Source organism: Marinococcus sp. LNSP9103-4, from assembly GCF_056034345.1.
The window spans coordinates 32,531-51,721 of sequence record NZ_JBQLIA010000014.1; the positions used below are offsets into that span (position 1 = coordinate 32,531).

The window sequence follows — 19,191 nt, forward strand, 5'->3', positions numbered from 1 at the left end:
TACGTTTATATACTAACTTTCACTAACCCGGGCTGTATTTTGCCGTTTCACACTTAAGTAGATCGGAAAAAGCACCCAAATATAAAACCGTTGCCCTCAGGCGCACCAGAGAACAACGGAAATTTGCTTATTTGATTTTATTCAGACGGGACACTTTCTGTGCGGGTTCGTGCTTCTTTTCTATCCAGACCGTAGCTAAGCGTTGCAAGGCCTGCAGCTATCAGGGCGGACAAACCGCCGGCCCACGGAAGAAGCTCAATGCTTCCCGCAGCCACAACGAGCCCCCCTGCCGCAGAGCCCAAAGCGATCCCGACGTTTACCGCAACAGGCGTTAGCGCAGATGCCAGGTCTTTTGCAGAAGGAGAATATAATTCTGCAAGATTCATTAAATATAGCTGGATCGTGGCATTCAGGGCATAAATCATGACTGCGATAAGCATGATGCTGATTAAACCGGCGATGGTCGACGCCATGGTGAAATAAAGCGATAGCAGGATCACACTTTGAACAACGAACACGTACCGAAGCCTCGAGATGCCATTGCGACTGGCAATTTTTCCTGCCAGCACGTTACTGAGAATCGAAAATGCTCCGTAGCCGAGAAGCACTACACTCACATAGCTGCTTGGGATCGACAGACCATTTTCAATAATGGGCGTGATGTACGTATAAATCGTATACGTGCCGGCGATGCTGAAAATAGGAATGAAGAAAGCCAACAGAATCCGCGGCTGTGTAAAAAGGGCAGCCTGGTCCTTGATCGAGCTTTTTTCATTTTTGATATCCTTCGGAAGGACGCCTAAACTAATAAGAAGCGCCGCCACCCCGAGAAGAGCTGTCACCCAGAACGTTACGTGCCAGTTCGACAGCTGGCCGATAAATGTACCCAGCGGCACGCCAAGCACATTGGCAATCGTAAAACCGGCAAAAATAGAGGCAATAACCGCCGGCTTTTTAGCCGTTGGCATCGTGTCCCCTGCGACCGACATTGCGAGGGCCGTTAATACGCCGCTCACCATCGCTGTCGCAATTCTCGACAGCAGGAGCACGGCATATGTGCCTGCCAATGCGCTGATCACATTGCCGGCGATAAATAACAAAATCAGGATAATCATGATGTTATATTTAGGAAACCGGCTTAAAAAGGCGGTCAGTACCGGTGTACCAATCGCATAGGCAATCGCGAACCCGGACACAAGCGTTCCAGCTGTCGCCAGGCGAATGCCCAGGTCGGAGGAAATTTCTGAAAGCAGCCCTACTATAACAAACTCGCTCGTTCCCATCACAAACGTCAACAGCGTCAGCGTAAACGCCAGTACCTTCTGCTTGCGGCTCAATTGACTTTCTTGTTCGTATGCACTCATTTTTCTACCTCAATTCTTAATAATTAAATATCTAGATTTTTCGATTTAATAGGCCATAAAAAAACAGAAACCCCGACGGTCAGATTTCTGTTTTTAAGTATTCTGCCAGCTGTTGAAGCGTTTCTTCATTACGCCTGTAATACGTCCACTGGCCATAGCGCACAGATTCGAGCAGACCGGCTTTTTGCATCATGTTCAGATAGTGGGACACCGTGGATTGGGACGCCTGTACCTTTTCCTGGATGTCTCCCACGCACACGCCGCCTTCGATGCTTACCTCTTTTGGCAGGTGAGCCTGCTGCTTGGGAAAATGCTTTTCCGGTTCCTTCAACCACCAGAGAATTTTCAGACGGGTCTCATTTGAAAGTGCTTTAAACAAATCTATTGGCTCCATAGACTGTATTTTATATCGAATTAATTCGATATGTCAACCCTTTCATCGACATTATCTCCGTTTCGAACATGAGTGACACCATAAGGCTCCTGGGTATTGCCATTGTAATGGACATCGAGGTCATGAAGGATACGGTGAATACTTTGGACGGCTATTACTCTTTTTTCCTCACTGGTCGAATCATTCTGGAAGGTTTTACTCCACGCAGCCAAATTTCGAAGATCTTTCTGCAGAGCCTCATTAGGCGATTTTTCAGCTAAGCTTTCCCACCGATCAATTTTTTCTTCGGGACTTGGTATATCCTTCGGTTCTGCATTCTCCGCATTTTTCCCGGCAAACAAGCCCCAACGTTCATGGCGTGCCCCGATGGCTTGCTTCAGCTCCTCCATGTGATTCTCCTGCCGTTCTTCCGTTTCCTGCTCCTGTTTTTGTTCCTTGGCAAGAGCACCGTTTGAATGCTCCCCGTCACTATGAATAGCCGTACCTTCTCCATTCGCTCTGGTTTCAACAAATGGCATCACAAAAAGATAACCTAAGACGGCGATGATTACTGCAGTGCCTGCAATTCCACTAATAATTACTGCTTTCATGTCATACTCCTTTGGTTCATTTTCAGCATCCTCCCCATATTATTAGCTATGGAATTTACTTTTCTTTCCCCCTTATGATACTTTTTTACAATAACTGGGGAAAGAGGGAGAATTGGTCTTTTTCTTTGAAAAGGAGCGAATAGGATGCCGCCATTGCTGAAACGACCTATTGTTGTGGCTATATCAGCTGTTTTTCTCTTATTTTCCGGGGGCTGTACCGATACGGAAGACACTGCTGTCCAACAGGATCGATCCAATTTGAACCACGTGTTAACGAACCAATTCAGCGGTCCGGATGATGAATTGGTACAGCTGTTGAATGACCCTGAACGGGCCACGGTGATCGGGAAGATAGACAATGCCACCGAGAACTCTGACCTCGACTCTTATTACGAGGAGCAGTACAGAAAATATTTTACGGCGAACGCCTATGAAGAATTTGTACGTGTTCATGCTGCCCACCATCACATGCTTGCAGAGGAGCACCAAATGGAACTGAATATCGATGATTTCCATATTACCCGAAAGGACAACGCCGACCGAATCTATAATTTCAGTCTCCAGGTCGCCTATCAGGGTAATGATCAACAGGGCACCGAGAATATTCGGGGGCAGACGTGGATGAACGACGAACACCAGATTACCCGTATCCGTTTTTCGGAGCACGAATTAGCGGACAAGCTGCGGGGCATTTAGAAGTACCTTCGAAAAACAGATCATCACTTACTAATAAACGGAGGCAGTTATCATGAATGAGGATCATGCACAGGGCGAGCACGTCATTTCAGATCAGCGGGGCAGAAAATACATTACATTGGACGAACCGGATGGCGTCGTCGTTCTGGCAAAAAAAGAGGATGCTTTTCTGCTTATCAAACAATACCGTCCGACGGTCGATGTTGTTGTGGTGCAGCTGCCGGCGCATGCTACATCTATACCCTCTGGTTCAGCTCCAGCTTTACCGCTTTCTTTTTATGCTTCCAGGCTTCTATTATTTTAAATGCCCTGTTTATGCTTGCCTGCATATTAACAAATAGAGAAAAGAACGAGCATTAATATAACAAGGAAATTTAGCAGTCTCCAGTATGTATTTAAACATTTAAGCGATTCAACAATTGGCTGATCGGACAAATCGTTATATGATAAGTTTATCTTCATTCATTCTGAGGATTAAAAAGGAGACGAGAAGCATGAATCAAAGGCTGATTAAAACAGAAGGCTTTATGTTTGCCGCCCTGGGTACTGTGTTGTATTTTTCCAATGGCTACTCCTGGCTTCTTTTTCTTCTGCTTCTTTTTGTCCCCGACGTCTCCATGATCGGGTATGCGGTCAATTCCAAGACAGGCGCCTATGTCTATAACGCCGCTCATACGTATATCCTTCCCCTATTACTTCTCTTGTCAGGTTACCTCTTTTCCCTCGAATGGCCGGTGATCATCAGCCTCATCTGGATCGTTCATATTGGCCTGGACCGGATGCTCGGGTACGGCCTGAAGTATACCTCCGGATTTAAGGATACCCACATTCAAAAGCTGTAGCTCTTTGCACTCGTTCCTGCATCGTCTATTAATCCATACCCAGAGATTCGGAAGAAGACCTGTCTCTGCGAACCTGGCCAAGTGTTTTATAATAACGGCGAACTAAAAACACCTTAGTCATCCAATTTAATATTTGCGGACATTCGCTTTAACTGCTTCTTCGATCGGTGTAGACCCCATATTAAGTTCGAGAATCTGTTCGCTGATGCGAGGTTCTTTCAGCAATGCCACGAGCGTTCCGGCCACATCAGCACGGGCTATCTGGTCGTGAAAGCCGGCGGCCCCCAGAGAAACCATTCCGGTGCCGGGGTCGTCCACAAGCAAGGACGGACGAAGAATCAGCCAATCCAGACCGCTGCGGCTAAGCTCGATATCTGCCTTCTTTTTCGCAGCAAAGTAATACTCTTCTTCGTCGCTGAGACTGCGCTCCCGCCAGGCCTCCGGGAGCACCGAAACGAGGGCAAAGCGGCGGGTTTGTGCCCGGAGAGCTGCATCGATCGCTTTTGCCACCCCTTCGTCATCAATCGCTTTCGTGACCTCTGCCCTTCCGCCATTGGAGCCTGCACTGAATACGATGGCATCCGCATTCCCGAAAGCCTCTCCCAGAGCTTCCACCGATATGCTGGCAAGGTCGCCGACTACCGTATTAATACCTTTTGCCGCAAGGTCTGCCTGCTGATCATTCCGGCGCACAAGTCCGCGAACAGCATCTCCTTCCGTACGAAGCTTTTGGGCAAGCAGGCCACCGATTTTCCCGGTAATTCCAATGATAAAGACTTCCATACTTGCACCTCCGATTTCATTATCGTTCCTCCCATGATTTTTTACTGCCATGTCCTTCCGATACTTTATCTTTAATACCCTGGGCAGTCCATTCTTCCCTGTGGCCGACTATCGATGATGAAATTACATTAAACGGTCTTTTAAAAAGTGTCTTATTAAATAAGCGCTGGTTTCCACCTCTTCTTCTAAAGGAAAATGCCCGGTATTTAATAAATGAACGTCGCAATCTTTAAGATCTTTTTGGAAGGCTAATGCTCCCTCTGGCCCGAAGAACATATCATTTTTTCCCCATACTACCAACGCGGGAGGCTGATACATTCTAAAATACTCGTGCCAGAGCGGATATTGTTTAAGATTATTTCTATAATCGTAATATAGCGCAAGCTGGATGTCGTTATTACCGGGACGGTCCAGCACCAATTGATCCATATTCCATGCATCGGGGCTGATTCGCCAGGGGTTCCGGGTCCCATCTGTATATTGATACTTTGTAAATTCCAACGATAGCAGAGATTTTAACTTATTTTTATTTTCCTCCGTTGGATGTTCCCAATATGTGCGTATAGGATCCCAGGCAGGCATTAGCCCTTCTTCATAAGCGTTTCCATTTTGAGTAATAATGGCCTGAATGCGTTCAGGGTGTTGGACGGCCAGGCGGAACCCGACCGGAGCACCGTAATCATGAACATAAATGCTGTATTTTTTCAGTTCTAATTGCTGCACGAATTCATTTATTAAAAGAGCAAAGTTATCAAATGTATAATCAAATTCATCCATCCCAGGCTGATCGCTATTGCCGAAGCCTGGATAATCAGGCGCAATAACGTGGTAGTCCTCCATTAATTCAGGAATTAAATTCCGGTACATGTGAGAAGAAGATGGAAAACCATGAAGCAATAAAATTGTCGGGTTGCTTTTCCTGCCAGCTTCCCGGTAAAAAATATTAACGTTATTAATCGTTACGGTTTTGTATTCCACTATCATATTCTCACCTCATATTATTATTGGAGATCCTTCCAACGGTGCACCAAAAAATGACTCATCTGAATCGTATCCTTTTGCCATAGCCCTTTCCCGATAAACGGCTTTCCATTCCCCACCCTTTATAACCTTAAATAAATATTTTTAGTGGTTATAAATAACAATACACCACTTATACTAACTTGTAAATATAATTTTTAATGGTTATAATAATTAATGAGGTGAAACATTAATGGAAAAATCATTATACTTATTAGGCGGCACCGAATGGATAAATCTAGTTAATACAACTTATATCTCCAACAAACAAACCATTGATATTCTTCATGATCGAACGCGTTCCTTCCAATGGATGGAGGAAAATGATCTTTTACGGGAATCAGATGCTCTCTATTTACAAAATGAAGTATTACTTGATTCGCTAATCAATGATCTTCGGTCACTCAGGGAGCTCAGCAACGTTATTTTGTCTGAGTTAAACGGGCAGAAAAACCTCTCTTCAACTACCATAAATCAACTCAACAGGCTTGTGGAACAACTGAGAGTCAGCTTCGCCATTAGACAAAGGCAGGATAAATTAAGCATGGAAGCCGAAGGGATAACAGCCAGAGATCACGTGGTCTATCATATTGTTGATTCTATTATTTCCACATTGGATACTACCTCTCCCAATCGTATTCGTGAGTGCGAGCATCCAGAATGCTGTCTCCACTTCGTTGATAAATCAAAGCCTGGAAAGCGGCGCTGGTGCAGCATGGAGTTATGCGGGAACCGCAAAAAGGCGGCCGGATATTATGAAAGGAAAAAATCACAGTAGGTAGCCCAGCATTTTTCCCTTAATTAAAATTCTTTGTTTCCTTTCGTTCTCACAGTAATTAGAAAAGCGATCTCAAAATCAAATACGAAAGCGAGTGGCCTTCTTGCCTTTATTAACGCTCGAAAATGTCATGAAGCAGGAGAACGACCGGACTGTTTTAAAGAATCTGACTTTAATGATTGAGGAAACGTCTCAAATAGGAATTAAAATGACTCACCACGAAAGCCTTGTGTTTTTTGAACTTCTCTCCGGTGACCTCGCTCCCTCGAGCGGCCATGTAAAAAAAGAAACCAATGACATCGTAACGGAATTGACAGAGGACGCCCTGTATGAAGGGTTAACGGTGGCCAGCTATTTGCGTATTTTTAAAAAGCTTGCCGATTTCGGGGAGCCTCTGGAATCGTTTATCGGCGTTTTTTCGTTGTCCGATGTATGGCATACGAGAATCAGCCGGCTGTCGCTGGACCAGAAAAAACGAATCAGCCTGTTTCGGATGTTCCTGTTCTCCCCCAGCCTGCTGTTGATTCAAAGTCCTTTAAATAACGCAACAGACGAAGGCATTGAATTGTATTTACAGGCGCTACATCACCTTCGGTCCAATAACACAGCGGTGCTCTGCACCTCCACGTTTCTCGAGGAGCTGTTATTATTAAGCGACGATGTGTACCGGTACAATCCGCATTCCGGCCTGGAACAAACGGAGCTTGCCGACAATGGCAGGGGCACACAGACAGAGACAGCCGATGCGGAAACAAAGCCAAACAAAGTTTATAAAGTATCCAGCAGGCTGGCGGACAAAACGATTTTTTTCAGCCCGGATGAAATTGATTTTATTGAAAGCATTAACAGCGTCAGTACGATTCGCATCGGCGAGGAGCACTTCCCCACCGATTTGACCATGAATGAACTTGAGGCAAAATTAACGAATTTCGGTTTCTTCCGGTCCCACCGCTCGTATTTAGTTAATCTGCAGCGGGTGTCGGAATTAGTGAGCTATTCCAAAAACAGCTATACGCTTGTGTTAAAGGGAAATGCCAATCTCAAACTGCCGCTTTCCCGGAACCGGCTGGAGGAAATGAAAGCATTGATGGAATTTTAACGTACGCTTGGGGCTGAAATGAGATAATTTCAGCTCCTTTTTAGTACATTTGGGCTTTAGACCGTTACTGTTCACCGGATATTTACGACATTTCTCCCGGGCTCCGGTAAAGTTATGATTAAGAGACAGGGTAACGAAAGGAAAAACGATAGCCCCCTGTTGAATCATAATTGAAGGAGCGAAGACAGATGGAACAGGAATTCATCGAGGTGAAGCAGTTATCCAAAAAGTTTAAAGGCGAAACCGCCTTAAAAGACATCAGTTTCTCCGTTCGTGCGGGTGACATTTTCGGATTTTTAGGGCCTTCCGGCTCCGGAAAAACCACAACCATCAAAATATTGACCGGGCAGCTGGCCCAGTCCTCCGGTCAGGCTTTTGTGTTGGGCCACCCCGTGGAACGTATCGACGAAAGCATTTATGAACAGCTCGGAATCGTGACCGATAACAGCGGGGTGTATGAGAGACTGAGCGTGTATCATAATTTAAGCACGTTCGCGAAGCTGCTGAATGTGGACAAAAAACGCATTGATGTTCTTCTTAAAAAGGTCGGGCTGTATGAGGAGAAAAACAAGCTGGCCAGTAAGCTCTCGAAGGGAATGAAGCAGCGTCTCGTTCTGACCAGAGCGATGCTGCACCAGCCGAAGGTGCTCTTTCTCGATGAGCCGACCAGCGGGCTCGACCCGGTTACCACCGAAGCCATTCATGCCCTGCTGATGGAAATCAAAAATAATGGTACTGCCATATTTTTGACCACGCACAACATGAACGAAGCGACCAAGCTGTGTGATCACGTGGCCCTCTTGAATGACGGGCTGATTGTCGAGCACGATTCGCCCAGGGCATTAACGCTCAAGTATAACCGGGATAAACGATACCAGGTGCTGTTGCGAAGCGGCGAAGAGGTGACGCTCCCTCATACGGACGAAGCGGTCCAGCGGCTACACCGCTGGCTGACCAGTGACGAAGTTTTAACGATTCATTCCAATGAGCCAAATTTAGAAAAGGTATTTCTCGAAGTGACGGGGAGGGAACTAGTGTGAGTCTATCGTTTCGAAAAATCAGCGCGGTGCTTCAATTGAAATTACGACTGATTCTGAGTAATATGAGTATCATTTTCACCCCGATCTTTGCCATCATCTTTGTCATTGTGATGAGGAATCTGATGCCGGAGGTGGAAGCCGGCGAGACGGGAATGGCCTTTTCCACGGAAGGGTTTTTGCTGAGCTTCGGCCTGATTTTTAATATTGCTATTGCCGGCATCTCCATGAGCAGCTCCCCGATCGCGGAAGAAAAAGAAAAACACACCCTGCGCGTGTTAATGACCTCCTCCGTGAGAGGGCCCGAATACTTTATCGGCAGCATGATTCCCATACTCGTGATCCTCGTAGCCACCAACATTCTGCTGGTGCCTGCAAGCGGCGTTTCGCTGGGAGATATTCCTTTGCTTACGTATTTGGTGATCACTACCTTAGCCAGCTTAATCAGTATCGTAATCGGCTTCATCATCGGCGTATTCGCCAAAAACCAGGCGCAGGCGACACTCGTCAGCACGCCCATTTTAGTGCTTTTCACCTCGACTCCTGTGCTCAAAGTGTTCAGTGAGACGTTTGCGGACATACTGAATTACACGTATAGCGGAGTGCTGGCCAATTTGTCCGAAACACTCTCCTCCACCACGGATTACCAGTGGAACGTCACAGATACCAGCGTTCTCTTCGGCTGGCTTGTCCTCACGTTGGGAATATTTATGTATGTCTATAAGAAAAATGGGTTGGACAGTGGATGATAAATTGGGAGAGGCGTTTTAAACCCTCTACTCATACAAAAAAGCAGAACGGCAGCGTTCTGCTTTTTTTATGCGAACTGCTTCAATATTTTTTAAAACCTGGTGCACCTACTTTAGCGATAAACTTTGGAGATGAAGATATTAGTCATAAAAAAGTAACTAGACCGCCGCGTATAAAGTTAATCATAAACCGACGTTGTTTCATTTAGCGGGACTACGCCAAACAAGTACAGGAGAAGCACAAATGGCACAAGTGTAATGCCGGCAATAACATAGTCGAATAGAAACATGTTATATAAACAGTTATCCTGCTTTCGCTCTTTCCAGCTTTGTGCCATCAAACGTCCTCTGCTGCTCCTGGAATTCAAATATTATCCCCGCACTTTTTCCTGATTTTCTTCTTTTTTCTTCAATTTATACTCGACAGCAGCATACCCTAATATTCCCGCCATCAATGACCCGACAGAGTTTAAAGGAAAATCGGTACCGGGAACTGCAAGCAGCAATAATATTAATAAAATCATGACACTCAGACTGTGAATGGCAATCCATATCGTCAGTATCCCTTTCATTACCTGAAGAAATTTCATGCGGCCTCCTCCCATATGTACAACAATTCTATTAATCCTCTCCCCTACTATTTTATACGAACCGGAACACACAAAAAGTAATTAATGTAAAATTATTACTTTTAGTCTGAATTGTACTATTTCTTCTTTTAAAACTGCAACCCTCGTTAAGCTTCTTCATCTTCAGTTTGCAATTTTCTTCCTTAACCCCGAAAATAAAGTTTACTTACCCATCGAATATCGGGAGGGTGATTATTCATGCCCAGGCGCAAGCTTCGTAAATGGAGTGTTTTATGCCTGCTGCTGAGCGTGGCTACGTGGCTTCCCAATTTTATTTGGGATTATGGGTTCAGCTGCTGGATCTTCGGTCAGGTTTTCGGCGCCACTGGCTTTGTGCTTGCCGTAGTAGGCCGGCTGTGGTGGCTGCTTCTTCCAACGTTTTTGATGGCCAACAGCTTTTTCGTTTTTATGGTCATAGGCTACTATTTTCATTTTTAAAAGCGGTGATTTTTAACCACAAAACGCCGTTTCATCTATAATCATTTAGAAAAGGAGAGAGCCTGTCATGCTGCTAATGTATTCCCGTCCTTTGCGGGGCGCCTCTACGAAAGCCATTTCCGTGTATGATCGTGAAGCAGAAATTGGAACGATGCAGCGCTGGTTTCACGATGCAGGCGACCGTCCTTCCCGAAGCCCCGTTCACGACGTTAATATCGCTATGGAAGCAGATAATAGTTACGCCATCGTCCAGCAATCATTCGATAAAGGGCACAATTGGCATGTTTTTCAGAATCGTATGCACATCGCAGATATGACAAGCCTGCATGCGTCCAAACGTAAATACGCGGTGACGCTGAGCGGCATGAATCACCTGCCGGATGTGACTATTCAACTGCAGTGGAACGGCCAGGGCCATATTTATGTGAAAGACAAATGCGTGGGAGAAACCAGGCGCACCGGCTTCCTTTGGAGGGGATTGGTGGAAACACGTGTGGAGGAATCAGCTGTTGGGATTTCGCCGGCTCTCCTTGCCGCCATGATTTATGCCTTTTGGAACGGAAATCCGTAATTTCCAAACATTTTATATGTAAACCTCCTGAGGTCATTAGATCAGGATCGAAATGCGCACAAAAACAGGACACTTCCTCCGTGCCCTGCTTTCAGCAGATGTCTTTCATCTATTCCTCAGTTAAATTAAACTTCCCTTTTCGCCATATGCTCCCGCCATTTCTCCATTTTCTTTTGCATCAGCTGTTCCATATGCGCAGTATCATGACCAGACTGGTAAAACATAGCGGCTGCCACCAGAATCACGTCGATGCATTCTTCATCAATGTGATTCCGGGACGCCTGTTTGTACTCGCTTCCACTCGCGTCCGATGCTGCCAGCACCGCTTCGGCGACCTCACCCGATTCCTCCGAAAGCTTTAATGCCATCTGTTCCAAGGTTTTAGGCTCCTGAGAGCTCAGCGCCCGAAGCTGTTCCCATAAAGATGCATTCATTGCTGCCATCCTCCCTCCATACAATTATCCTTTTATGCTCTAACATATAAAGACCGGCTTGCTGTCACCGGCCTAATGCCCCGGTTCTATTCTGGCCTGCTTTCGTTCGTACGTCCAAACGACAGCCGTAGAAGCAACTAACATACTCATCAGGACAATAAACACCCAGGATGGCAGTTCAATCAGCTGAACTAAATCTACAACCACCAAAAAGAGAACCACGGTGCTAAATGCGCGGTGAAACAGAATAAATGCTCTCATGCTATACTCCCCTTCAAAGCAAAATTTATTAATTGTATTTTCCTTCCATTATAACAAATACCATGCTATGGTCAGTGAAACAACGTTGCAATTCTCTTTTAACTCGTTAAAATTAGAGATTAACAGCACCGCAACGGTGCAAACTGAAAGCTCATTGTTTTTTCAATGCTTATGCAAAAAAGATTTTTTATTGCCATTAGATGAACAGATAATAATGAATATATAAAAAGGAATGAGTCCATTGAATGAAACAATTTTGTTCGTTGAAGATGATCAGGACATTCACAGTCTCGTCTCCACCCATTTAAAGAAAGAGGGCTACCGGGTGGTTTCAGCCTTCGACGGCGACGAAGCCCTTGCACTTTTTTCCCGGGAGCGTTTTGATTTACTGCTGCTTGATCTGATGCTCCCATCGAGAAACGGTATCGAAATCGTGCAGGAGGTCCGAAAAGAACATTCGATGCCGATTCTGATTATTTCGGCAAAGGACAGCGATGTCGACAAGGCGTTGGGCCTTGGCTTTGGCGCTGACGATTATATCGGAAAGCCTTTTTCTCTCATCGAGCTGACGGCGAGGGTTCATGCAGCGCTGCGCCGGTCCACTCAATATACGCGCTCCCCCTCCATGAAAGACGGAAATAAAGTTACTGTGCTTGACCTTGTCATCGACCCGGAGAATTTCACTGTTCAGAAAAACGGCAGGCTCATCAGCCTGACGGCCAAGGAATTTCAAATCCTAAGCCTGCTGGCCGCCCACCCCAACCACGTTTTCTCCAAAGGCCAGCTGTTTGAAAGTGTCTGGAAGGAAGCCTATTACGGCGATGAAAATGTGATCAACGTCCACATCCGCCGCCTGCGAAGCAAAATTGAACAGGATCCCTCCGCCCCCGTATACATAAAAACGATCTGGGGGATTGGCTACAAATTGGAGTCGAGCCAATGACGATTATACTTTCGGTTATTGCCGCCTTGTTACTATTGCTTCTGTATCAACAGTACCTGTACCGGAGAAAGCTGTACCGCGATGTCCAGTATATTTCCGCCAAAATCAGCGCTATCGCCTCCAGCCGCTCTTCCGAACGAATATTATTAGCAACGGACAATCAAGAGCTGCAGCAGCTGTTAAACGAAATCAACCACCTGCTTGATGAGCACCAGGAATTTGTAGCTGATAATGCCCGCATGCGCGCCTCCACCAATCGCATGCTCACCAACATTTCCCATGACCTAAAAACGCCGCTGACTGTGATTTTGGGCTATATCGAAAATCTCCAGCATGAAACGCATTATACTGCCGAAGAACGCGCGGTTCTGCTGGAACGGGCGGCTGCCAAAGTCATCGGAACGGCAGGATTAATCAATACGTTTTTTGACCTGGCAAAGCTCGAGTCCGGAGACTGGCAGCTGGACACAAGGCGTCTACACGCCAATGAAGTGTGCCGGCAGGTGGTGCTCGGCTACCACGATACGCTGATGCTGCAGAAATTCGACGTGAGCATTCGTATTCCCGAAGAGCCTCTTTACTTCTACGGCGATGAAGAAGCCTTCACCCGTGTTTTAAACAATTTATTGTCCAACGCCATCCGCTATGGCAGCGACGGCAAATTTATCGGCCTGGCGTTAAGCGGGCAGAACGAGAGGATAACGGTCGAGGTTTCTGACAAGGGGCAAGGCATCGAGGAGTCCGCCCAAAACCGGATTTTTGAACGTCTGTATACGGGCTCCGTTTCCAAGCATGCCACGGAAATGGGAAGCGGCCTCGGGTTAACGATTTCCAAACGATTAACCGAACAGATGAATGGCACTATCGAATACGACAGCACCCCCTATCAAAAGACTGCTTTTATCCTCACCTTTCCCAAGGGATAATGGCAGTCTTTTTATAAATGTAAGATTTACTTAAGGATTCGGTAAGAAAAAAGACACTTTCCTTCACTATAATGAAAATATAACCAAAAGGAGGAGGAGCGACATGAGCTATGTTATTCAGACCAGCCGGCTGACTAAAGCCTATAAGGGAAGCGCCGTGGTTTCAGATGTAAATATGAAGGTGAAAAAAGGTGAAATCTACGGATTTCTGGGGCCGAACGGAGCGGGAAAAACCACCGTCATGAAAATGATCACAAGCCTTGTGACGCCCACGAGCGGCGAAATTGAACTTCTGGGCGAAAAAGTAACTACCTCTTCAGTAGAGCGATTAAAACGAATGGGAAGCATCATTGACTACCCTATTTTTTATGAAAAGCTTTCTGCACAGGAAAACCTGGAGCTTCACTGCAGCTACATGGGCTACTACAGAAAAGGAGCCATTGAAGAAGCCTTGCAGCTGGTTCATCTGGTCAACGTCGAAAAAAAGCCCGTAAAAGCATTTTCGCTCGGAATGAAGCAGCGGCTGGCCATTGCGAGAGCGATCATTACCAGGCCCGAGGTACTCGTGCTCGATGAGCCTGTCAACGGCCTCGACCCTGTCGGCATACGCGAGTTACGTGATTTGTTTTTGACACTCAGCAGGGAATACGGCACTACGCTACTAATTTCCAGCCATATTCTCGGGGAAATCGAGCAGATCGCCGATACGATAGGCGTGATCCGGGGCGGAAAACTGCTCGAGGAAACGTCCATGGACCGGATTCACAACGATCACGTGGAGCATATTGAACTCAGTGTAAACGAACGTACCCGGGCTGCCTTCATCCTGGAAAATGAATTACAGATCAATAACTTTCGAATGAAGGAAACCGAGGGATTGATTCATATTTACGACAGTTCGGCTGCCCAGCACGATATTATCCAGGCACTGGTAAAGCATCAAATTGAAATCGCCTCGATTACGAAAAAGAGCCAGTCCTTAGAGGATTATTTCCTGCATTTAATGGAAGGGGGCCATCTCCATGCTTAGCCTGATGAAATGGGAAACGAAAAAAATGAATATGAGAAATCTTCTGCTCACGTTCCTCGCAATCAACGCGGGTATCATCGGTTTATTTCTGCTTTTTCGCATAGACGTAGACGCTGCCGCGCTTTTATCGAGCTATGAAAGTGTATTTACCACCATGGAAACATTAATTGTCGCTTCTTTTGTGATTTATGCCTCCGTGCTTCTTTCTCATCTCGTCGTAGAGGAATTCCGGGATAAGACAATCACCGTCTTGTTTATGTATCCTGTCAGCCGAAAAAAATTACTGCTCGCAAAGGTGCTTTTAGTAAGCATATTAACTTTCTTCTTTATCCTGTTTTCGAACGTCATCGTGTTTGGCGGCTTCACCTTCCTTAATTCCATTTTCCACTACATCAGTGAACCCTTTACGCTGAACATGTTCTCGGATAGATTTTTACGTGTCCTTCTAGTCGCCCTGAGCTCTGCCGGCATCGCCCTGATTCCATTATTTTTTGGAATGAGAAAGTATTCAGTGCCCGCGACGATCACCTCTTCAGTCCTGATTATTACGCTTCTTTCATCACCAATGAATAACACAGAGACGCTTTATTCCCTGGCTGCTGTGCCCGTTTCCCTCGGCATCGCCGGCTTCCTGATCGCTTACCTGGTGATTGCGAAGGCGGTCAAAACGGATTTTTAACCACTAAGGGCTTTTGTTATCCATATAAGAAGAGCCGGGCATGGATGCTTTTGCATCACGCCCGGCTCTTTTTTTATAAATAGAACAGAAACGATCATTAAACTACGTGCCGAAACTCGTTCAAATATTTTTCGAAAACGTCTTTACTCAGTTCCTGATGGAAACGGGTGCTTATTAGTGCTGCTTGTCCTTCCGGCACTTCCAGCACATCAAAACGCTCCTTGTTTTTGCCTTCTTTCTCATCGGAGACCAGCACTTCAATCATTGGATTATCGGCATGCTTTTGAAACAGCAGCTCCACCGGCCCTACACCAATCACCGATCCCGCCTCTTCATCTCCCGTCATTCGCACGTTGGCACCAACTTTTGTCTGAATTTGCTTTTGCATTCCGCTTACCAGTTCAGCAATAAACGCAGCCCCTTCGTTAACAATCGTTTGTTCATCTGTAGAACCGTATTTTTCCGCTACTTTGTCTGTGAATGTATCTATTTTCATAAATTTTCTCCTTTCGGGCAGTTCCCCCTGCATTTTTCAAAACTGCTTTATTTGTTTTTCAACAAAAGAAGGAAGCTGCCTGTATTAAAGACAGCTTTCTTCCGGTCGTGCTGCTTCTTTTCTTTATTTCTTCTTCTTGATGGCCCGAAAAATAAAGCTTACGAGCAATACGAGAATAACGGCACCAATAAGGGCAGGAATAATGGCAAATCCGCCAAGAGTCGGCCCCCAGCTGCCGAGAAGCGCGGTGCCTAAACTCGCGCCGATAAAACCGGCGATAATGTTACCAATAATACCAAATGGCACGTCGCGGCCGGTAAGTGCGCCTGCTGCCCAGCCAATCAAACCGCCGATAATCAAACTCCAAATAAACGATAGCATGCTATTCATCTCCTTAAGGATGGTTGTATTTTCTTTTAACTTTCATTTTCTTCTGTTTCCTACATCTGACTTCCTCAAACGTTACTCTCCGCTTTTGCTAACGGCCTTTATACTAATGTTCGAGTAGTTCGTTCCAAACGAGTTCTTTAATGCACCGAAACAAGAAGAAACCACCAGGTCACTGTTCTCACTGGTGGTGCCCCGTGAATTTACATATCTATTTCTGTTACTGGCTTTTCGTTTTGGTCTTCTGTCCTGGATTCACTACCAAAAGCGCCGCAAACACGCCATACAAAATTACTGCTGCTATTTCCATGTTTATATTTCCTCTCTTTCTTTAAACTCATAATTTTCCTTCACGCTTACTTAACCAGGTTGTATTCCTTACATAAGTCTTCCACCATTTCTTTTCGCGGAACGCCTATTTTCAACTGTGTTTTGATAATAAAAAACCAGAAAAAGGATTTCGCTCCTTTTCCTGGCTCATGTACTGGCTTTTGTATCCATTCATTTCCGCCGATTATTTATTTCTAATGCTATGAAAGCTTTTATGGTTTTAACGTTATAATGCATATTTACCCGCCTAATTTACAGGTAAAACATACCGATCTTTCCACAACTCATAATTATTTGATCAGCCGGTTTGGTTTTCTTTTTTCTTTCTGCTCAGGAACCAGCACTAATGGGGAACTCGTTTTCCCGTAATGAAGCAGAATTTCCAACAAAGGCAGGTTAACCCTTCCTTACAAAATATTCATTAACGGCCCTTTGCAGCGTGCCCAGTGTTCTGATTCGGGAATTACCCGTTTCCTGAAGTAAAGCGGGATCCATCGCCAGTTTTCTCGGCACCCCGGTGAGTACGGCTTCACTTCCCATCAAAGAGACCCCTTCAACGATTCTTATAAAGTCTTTTAATTCCTCTTTCTCCATCCACTCTGCGCCAGACAAATCAATGATTAAAACCTGAATTTTCTGCTCCGCCACCTTCATCAATACATTTTCCTCCAGCAGCTCCAGGCGCCGCCTGTCGATAGGTCCAATTAATGGCAGTACACAGATCGAGCGCCCGAGCGGGATGACCGGCGTCGAAAGATAGTCGACTAATTGCTCCTGATTTTGTATAAGGGTTTCTTTGTAGTTTGAATAGCTTTTCAAAAACGTATGTAAAAAAGCGTCGATCTGGTTATTTATTTTTCGTTCCCACTGAAAAAAACCGTGGAATCTTTTTTCCCCGGCACGTGCCTGGTAGGCTTCGATTAACAGCCAGATCGTCCGGCGCAGCGCATGTACCCATTCCAGCCTGAAGGATAACTCAATATCCTGCGACGCCCAGACGATGCCCTCCTGTTCAGCGAATGCTTTCAGCTCCTCTTCTTTTTCATCAAACGCCAGGGAAACAAACTGGTGGGCGTTCGCCACCAAATCAATATTGCCCCGCTGCAGTATATCCCGGACTTCTTTTTTTACCGTATCGGCTTCTTCAATCAGCATTTGTTCGAATAATTGAGCATTTTGGGTGTAGAAATCCTTTAACGTCATTGAATCATTAAATGAATACGTCACGGTATCCTCCTCCCTGATCTTTCGCCCGCATTATTTATTACTCATTCCACGAGCATGAAATATTTACTATTTTTAAACAAAAGTATGAATTATTTGTATTATATATACCTATTTCAAAAAAAGAAATGCCTAATATGATTTGAAAAGAAAAGAATTTGAAGCCTCTGCTTACTCGTAAAAAAAGAGACAAGCATTCAGCTTGTCCCCAGATGCATATTGATTCCACGGTTACACTAATCGGTCTGACGAAACTCCGGGCTGAGCCATAATAGCAATCCGGTCAGCACAATTCCTGTGACGGATGTGTACAGGAGCACCGCCTGAATAGGGATGGAGGCCGCCACCAGAAACGAAATGAGCGCAAAGGCGATAGGCTCAAATCCACTGGAGGCAAAGTTGACCAGGCTCATCACCCGACCCAGTTTGTTGTTGTCGGTTTTCTCCTGGATCATCGTAATCGTCGGCAGGTACACCAGCATCCCCGCCCCTCCCATCAGCGTGATCACAATAACCAGTACAGGCAGAGCCTCCACCTGGCTGAATACCAGGAGGAGAATAAAGCTTACCCCGAGGGAGATTAACACCCACTGGCCCCGCCGCTGCTTCAGCGACCACGTAACCAGTAATACACTCAATAAAAAGGTACCGGTTGAAAATCCCCCCTCCAGCAGGCTCAGCTGCCACGGGGCGCCTCCAAGGGCGCTGATAAGCATCGGGATGCTGATCAACAGCGGTCCGATCATCAGTAAATTAATCGTAATAATCACCATCGTGCCGGCCCGGTGGATGCCTGATTGAAGCACGTACGCAAGCCCTTCCTTCAGATCCATCCAGGCGGTATGACGCCCGCTTCTCGCTTCCGGGACCGGGTCTTTCAATAACGGCGGGTAAATCAGAACAGTGGATACGGCGATCAGGCAAGCCGCTGCGGAAAACGCAAAGGCAAAGCCTCCAAAGGTTAACAGCAGCCCCGCACCCACCGGTCCAATAATAAACATCAGCTCCGTGGAGCCCTGGTACCAGGAATTGGCCTGCTGTAATTGCTTCACCGGCACAATACTCGGAATCATCGCCGAAGCCGCCGGGAAAAAGAAGGCGTCGAGGAAGCCAAAGACGAATGCCAGAATAATCAATGAGGTCGTCTGCAGGGCATCCTGCTGCACGAGCACTACAAGCACGATCATCACGACCACCTGCAGCGCGTTCGTCGTAAACATAATTCGCGATTTCTGGATTTTGTCCGCAAGCACCCCGCCGTAAATCATCATTGCCACACGTGGAATGGCAACCGTCATCATCACGACCCCGAGAATAGCCGGCTCCTGCATTTCATCGACGACGAACCAGGAAACGGACAGAAAGAAGATCGAAAAGCCAAGCATCACCGTCATGCCCGACAGCCATACGAGCACAAACGTTTTATTTTTTAGTAACGAAGTCCATGAATCAGTCATCTGTGCCCTCCTGTAAATCTATGCTGCTTCCGTA

The 19,191-nt window shown here is 46.0% G+C and carries 26 protein-coding genes; 13 read left to right on the plus strand and 13 right to left on the minus strand.

From position 1 onward, the window contains the following. Positions 1-137 precede the first annotated feature (137 nt). The 3 genes from ACTRXG_RS10625 to ACTRXG_RS10635 form a co-directional block, all read right to left on the minus strand. On the minus strand, positions 138-1,364 hold the full coding sequence (locus tag ACTRXG_RS10625) for an MFS transporter (RefSeq protein ID WP_474284892.1): 1,227 nt from the start codon (positions 1,362-1,364) through the stop codon (positions 138-140). Positions 1,365-1,443: 79 nt separating this feature from the next. Next, positions 1,444-1,758, minus strand: a complete 315-nt coding sequence (locus ACTRXG_RS10630) for an ArsR/SmtB family transcription factor (RefSeq protein ID WP_474260629.1) — start codon at positions 1,756-1,758, stop codon at positions 1,444-1,446. A gap of 20 nt (positions 1,759-1,778) precedes the next feature. Then, positions 1,779-2,348 carry a hypothetical protein gene (locus ACTRXG_RS10635; RefSeq protein WP_474284893.1) on the minus strand — a complete coding sequence of 190 codons (570 nt, stop codon included), beginning with the start codon at positions 2,346-2,348 and terminating at the stop codon, positions 1,779-1,781. A gap of 144 nt (positions 2,349-2,492) precedes the next feature. Here ACTRXG_RS10635 and ACTRXG_RS10640 point away from each other — a divergent pair, with 144 nt between their 5' ends. The 3 genes from ACTRXG_RS10640 to ACTRXG_RS10650 all read left to right on the plus strand — a co-directional run bounded on the left by ACTRXG_RS10640 (position 2,493) and on the right by ACTRXG_RS10650 (position 3,886). After that, positions 2,493-3,044: a hypothetical protein gene (locus ACTRXG_RS10640; protein ID WP_474284894.1), complete on the plus strand. Its 552-nt coding sequence runs from the start codon at positions 2,493-2,495 to the stop codon at positions 3,042-3,044. Between the two features lie 52 nt (positions 3,045-3,096). Continuing rightward, the gene (locus ACTRXG_RS10645; RefSeq protein ID WP_474284895.1) at positions 3,097-3,348 is read left to right on the plus strand and encodes a hypothetical protein; all 252 of its coding nucleotides are present in this window, start codon (positions 3,097-3,099) and stop codon (positions 3,346-3,348) included. A 190-nt stretch (positions 3,349-3,538) separates the two neighbouring features. Further along, positions 3,539-3,886 (plus strand): DUF4260 domain-containing protein, encoded by a 348-nt coding sequence (locus ACTRXG_RS10650; protein ID WP_474284896.1) that lies wholly within the window; start codon positions 3,539-3,541, stop codon positions 3,884-3,886. 126 nt (positions 3,887-4,012) lie between these two features. Here the strand turns inward: ACTRXG_RS10650 and ACTRXG_RS10655 are convergent, their stop codons facing one another. Continuing rightward, positions 4,013-4,669, minus strand: coding sequence for an NAD(P)H-binding protein (locus ACTRXG_RS10655; RefSeq protein ID WP_474284898.1), 657 nt, complete (start codon positions 4,667-4,669; stop codon positions 4,013-4,015). A 123-nt stretch (positions 4,670-4,792) separates the two neighbouring features. Further along, positions 4,793-5,653 (minus strand): alpha/beta fold hydrolase, encoded by an 861-nt coding sequence (locus ACTRXG_RS10660; RefSeq protein ID WP_474284899.1) that lies wholly within the window; start codon positions 5,651-5,653, stop codon positions 4,793-4,795. Positions 5,654-5,882: 229 nt separating this feature from the next. Between ACTRXG_RS10660 and ACTRXG_RS10665 the strand changes: the two genes are divergently transcribed. The 4 genes from ACTRXG_RS10665 (at position 5,883) to ACTRXG_RS10680 (ending at position 9,352) form a co-directional block, all read left to right on the plus strand. After that, positions 5,883-6,467: a CGNR zinc finger domain-containing protein gene (locus ACTRXG_RS10665; protein WP_474284900.1), complete on the plus strand. Its 585-nt coding sequence runs from the start codon at positions 5,883-5,885 to the stop codon at positions 6,465-6,467. Positions 6,468-6,561: 94 nt separating this feature from the next. Then, positions 6,562-7,566 (plus strand): LytTR family DNA-binding domain-containing protein, encoded by a 1,005-nt coding sequence (locus tag ACTRXG_RS10670; RefSeq protein WP_474284901.1) that lies wholly within the window; start codon positions 6,562-6,564, stop codon positions 7,564-7,566. 188 nt (positions 7,567-7,754) lie between these two features. Beyond that, the gene (locus ACTRXG_RS10675) at positions 7,755-8,606 is read left to right on the plus strand and encodes an ABC transporter ATP-binding protein (RefSeq protein WP_474284902.1); all 852 of its coding nucleotides are present in this window, start codon (positions 7,755-7,757) and stop codon (positions 8,604-8,606) included. Continuing rightward, the gene (locus tag ACTRXG_RS10680) at positions 8,603-9,352 is read left to right on the plus strand and encodes an ABC transporter permease (protein ID WP_474284903.1); all 750 of its coding nucleotides are present in this window, start codon (positions 8,603-8,605) and stop codon (positions 9,350-9,352) included. Before ACTRXG_RS10675 ends, ACTRXG_RS10680 begins: the two co-directional genes overlap by 4 nt. A 179-nt stretch (positions 9,353-9,531) precedes the next feature. Here ACTRXG_RS10680 and ACTRXG_RS10685 read toward each other — a convergent pair whose 3' ends face one another. Next, positions 9,532-9,690 carry a hypothetical protein gene (locus ACTRXG_RS10685; RefSeq protein WP_474284904.1) on the minus strand — a complete coding sequence of 53 codons (159 nt, stop codon included), beginning with the start codon at positions 9,688-9,690 and terminating at the stop codon, positions 9,532-9,534. 33 nt (positions 9,691-9,723) lie between these two features. Further along, entirely contained in the window at positions 9,724-9,942 is a 219-nt protein-coding gene (locus ACTRXG_RS10690) for a hypothetical protein (protein ID WP_474284905.1), read from the minus strand. A 237-nt stretch (positions 9,943-10,179) separates the two neighbouring features. Between ACTRXG_RS10690 and ACTRXG_RS10695 the strand changes: the two genes are divergently transcribed. After that, entirely contained in the window at positions 10,180-10,419 is a 240-nt protein-coding gene (locus tag ACTRXG_RS10695; protein WP_474284906.1) for a hypothetical protein, read from the plus strand. A gap of 67 nt (positions 10,420-10,486) precedes the next feature. Next, positions 10,487-10,990 carry a hypothetical protein gene (locus ACTRXG_RS10700; RefSeq protein ID WP_474284907.1) on the plus strand — a complete coding sequence of 168 codons (504 nt, stop codon included), beginning with the start codon at positions 10,487-10,489 and terminating at the stop codon, positions 10,988-10,990. A gap of 125 nt (positions 10,991-11,115) precedes the next feature. On the opposite strand, the gene ACTRXG_RS10705 is transcribed toward ACTRXG_RS10700, so the two are convergent. Together ACTRXG_RS10705 and ACTRXG_RS10710 are read right to left on the minus strand one after the other, a co-directional pair. Next, the gene (locus ACTRXG_RS10705) at positions 11,116-11,424 is read right to left on the minus strand and encodes a MazG-like family protein (RefSeq protein WP_474284908.1); all 309 of its coding nucleotides are present in this window, start codon (positions 11,422-11,424) and stop codon (positions 11,116-11,118) included. A 72-nt stretch (positions 11,425-11,496) separates the two neighbouring features. Beyond that, on the minus strand, positions 11,497-11,685 hold the full coding sequence (locus ACTRXG_RS10710) for a hypothetical protein (RefSeq protein ID WP_474284909.1): 189 nt from the start codon (positions 11,683-11,685) through the stop codon (positions 11,497-11,499). A 232-nt stretch (positions 11,686-11,917) separates the two neighbouring features. Here ACTRXG_RS10710 and ACTRXG_RS10715 point away from each other — a divergent pair, with 232 nt between their 5' ends. From ACTRXG_RS10715 to ACTRXG_RS10730, 4 genes are all read left to right on the plus strand, one after another. After that, a complete protein-coding gene (locus tag ACTRXG_RS10715; RefSeq protein ID WP_474284910.1) occupies positions 11,918-12,628 on the plus strand; it encodes a winged helix-turn-helix domain-containing protein in 711 nt (236 codons plus the stop codon). Beyond that, complete coding sequence (locus tag ACTRXG_RS10720; protein ID WP_474284911.1) at positions 12,625-13,554, plus strand: sensor histidine kinase; 930 nt, start codon at positions 12,625-12,627, stop codon at positions 13,552-13,554. Before ACTRXG_RS10715 ends, ACTRXG_RS10720 begins: the two co-directional genes overlap by 4 nt. Before the next feature lie 103 nt (positions 13,555-13,657). Then, the gene (locus ACTRXG_RS10725; RefSeq protein ID WP_474284912.1) at positions 13,658-14,584 is read left to right on the plus strand and encodes an ABC transporter ATP-binding protein; all 927 of its coding nucleotides are present in this window, start codon (positions 13,658-13,660) and stop codon (positions 14,582-14,584) included. Next, the gene (locus ACTRXG_RS10730) at positions 14,577-15,263 is read left to right on the plus strand and encodes an ABC transporter permease (protein ID WP_474284913.1); all 687 of its coding nucleotides are present in this window, start codon (positions 14,577-14,579) and stop codon (positions 15,261-15,263) included. Before ACTRXG_RS10725 ends, ACTRXG_RS10730 begins: the two co-directional genes overlap by 8 nt. A 97-nt stretch (positions 15,264-15,360) precedes the next feature. Here ACTRXG_RS10730 and ACTRXG_RS10735 read toward each other — a convergent pair whose 3' ends face one another. The 4 genes from ACTRXG_RS10735 to ACTRXG_RS10750 form a co-directional block, all read right to left on the minus strand. Continuing rightward, entirely contained in the window at positions 15,361-15,759 is a 399-nt protein-coding gene (locus ACTRXG_RS10735) for a hypothetical protein (protein ID WP_474284914.1), read from the minus strand. Positions 15,760-15,882: 123 nt separating this feature from the next. Continuing rightward, complete coding sequence (locus ACTRXG_RS10740) at positions 15,883-16,140, minus strand: GlsB/YeaQ/YmgE family stress response membrane protein (RefSeq protein ID WP_474260626.1); 258 nt, start codon at positions 16,138-16,140, stop codon at positions 15,883-15,885. A gap of 732 nt (positions 16,141-16,872) precedes the next feature. Continuing rightward, a complete protein-coding gene (locus ACTRXG_RS10745) occupies positions 16,873-17,703 on the minus strand; it encodes an STAS domain-containing protein (RefSeq protein ID WP_474284916.1) in 831 nt (276 codons plus the stop codon). 233 nt (positions 17,704-17,936) lie between these two features. Continuing rightward, a complete protein-coding gene (locus ACTRXG_RS10750) occupies positions 17,937-19,157 on the minus strand; it encodes an MFS transporter (RefSeq protein WP_474284917.1) in 1,221 nt (406 codons plus the stop codon). Positions 19,158-19,191: the final 34 nt, after the last annotated feature.

Excerpts from the sequence above, each read along its gene's own strand:
- ACTRXG_RS10640 (WP_474284894.1), top strand. The coding sequence starts at position 2,493 with ATGCCGCCATTGCTGAAACGACCTATTGTTGTGGCTATATCAGCTGTT.
- ACTRXG_RS10730 (WP_474284913.1), top strand. The coding sequence starts at position 14,577 with ATGCTTAGCCTGATGAAATGGGAAACGAAAAAAATGAATATGAGAAAT.
- ACTRXG_RS10705 (WP_474284908.1), bottom strand. The coding sequence starts at position 11,424 with ATGAATGCATCTTTATGGGAACAGCTTCGGGCGCTGAGCTCTCAGGAG.
- ACTRXG_RS10655 (WP_474284898.1), bottom strand. The coding sequence starts at position 4,669 with ATGGAAGTCTTTATCATTGGAATTACCGGGAAAATCGGTGGCCTGCTT.
- ACTRXG_RS10720 (WP_474284911.1), top strand. The coding sequence starts at position 12,625 with ATGACGATTATACTTTCGGTTATTGCCGCCTTGTTACTATTGCTTCTG.
- ACTRXG_RS10685 (WP_474284904.1), bottom strand. The coding sequence starts at position 9,690 with ATGGCACAAAGCTGGAAAGAGCGAAAGCAGGATAACTGTTTATATAAC.
- ACTRXG_RS10725 (WP_474284912.1), top strand. The coding sequence starts at position 13,658 with ATGAGCTATGTTATTCAGACCAGCCGGCTGACTAAAGCCTATAAGGGA.
- ACTRXG_RS10630 (WP_474260629.1), bottom strand. The coding sequence starts at position 1,758 with ATGGAGCCAATAGATTTGTTTAAAGCACTTTCAAATGAGACCCGTCTG.
- ACTRXG_RS10665 (WP_474284900.1), top strand. The coding sequence starts at position 5,883 with ATGGAAAAATCATTATACTTATTAGGCGGCACCGAATGGATAAATCTA.
- ACTRXG_RS10715 (WP_474284910.1), top strand. The coding sequence starts at position 11,918 with ATGAGTCCATTGAATGAAACAATTTTGTTCGTTGAAGATGATCAGGAC.
- ACTRXG_RS10675 (WP_474284902.1), top strand. The coding sequence starts at position 7,755 with ATGGAACAGGAATTCATCGAGGTGAAGCAGTTATCCAAAAAGTTTAAA.
- ACTRXG_RS10635 (WP_474284893.1), bottom strand. The coding sequence starts at position 2,348 with ATGAAAGCAGTAATTATTAGTGGAATTGCAGGCACTGCAGTAATCATC.
- ACTRXG_RS10750 (WP_474284917.1), bottom strand. The coding sequence starts at position 19,157 with ATGACTGATTCATGGACTTCGTTACTAAAAAATAAAACGTTTGTGCTC.
- ACTRXG_RS10735 (WP_474284914.1), bottom strand. The coding sequence starts at position 15,759 with ATGAAAATAGATACATTCACAGACAAAGTAGCGGAAAAATACGGTTCT.
- ACTRXG_RS10645 (WP_474284895.1), top strand. The coding sequence starts at position 3,097 with ATGAATGAGGATCATGCACAGGGCGAGCACGTCATTTCAGATCAGCGG.
- ACTRXG_RS10625 (WP_474284892.1), bottom strand. The coding sequence starts at position 1,364 with ATGAGTGCATACGAACAAGAAAGTCAATTGAGCCGCAAGCAGAAGGTA.
- ACTRXG_RS10710 (WP_474284909.1), bottom strand. The coding sequence starts at position 11,685 with ATGAGAGCATTTATTCTGTTTCACCGCGCATTTAGCACCGTGGTTCTC.
- ACTRXG_RS10660 (WP_474284899.1), bottom strand. The coding sequence starts at position 5,653 with ATGATAGTGGAATACAAAACCGTAACGATTAATAACGTTAATATTTTT.
- ACTRXG_RS10650 (WP_474284896.1), top strand. The coding sequence starts at position 3,539 with ATGAATCAAAGGCTGATTAAAACAGAAGGCTTTATGTTTGCCGCCCTG.
- ACTRXG_RS10695 (WP_474284906.1), top strand. The coding sequence starts at position 10,180 with ATGCCCAGGCGCAAGCTTCGTAAATGGAGTGTTTTATGCCTGCTGCTG.
- ACTRXG_RS10690 (WP_474284905.1), bottom strand. The coding sequence starts at position 9,942 with ATGAAATTTCTTCAGGTAATGAAAGGGATACTGACGATATGGATTGCC.
- ACTRXG_RS10700 (WP_474284907.1), top strand. The coding sequence starts at position 10,487 with ATGCTGCTAATGTATTCCCGTCCTTTGCGGGGCGCCTCTACGAAAGCC.
- ACTRXG_RS10740 (WP_474260626.1), bottom strand. The coding sequence starts at position 16,140 with ATGCTATCGTTTATTTGGAGTTTGATTATCGGCGGTTTGATTGGCTGG.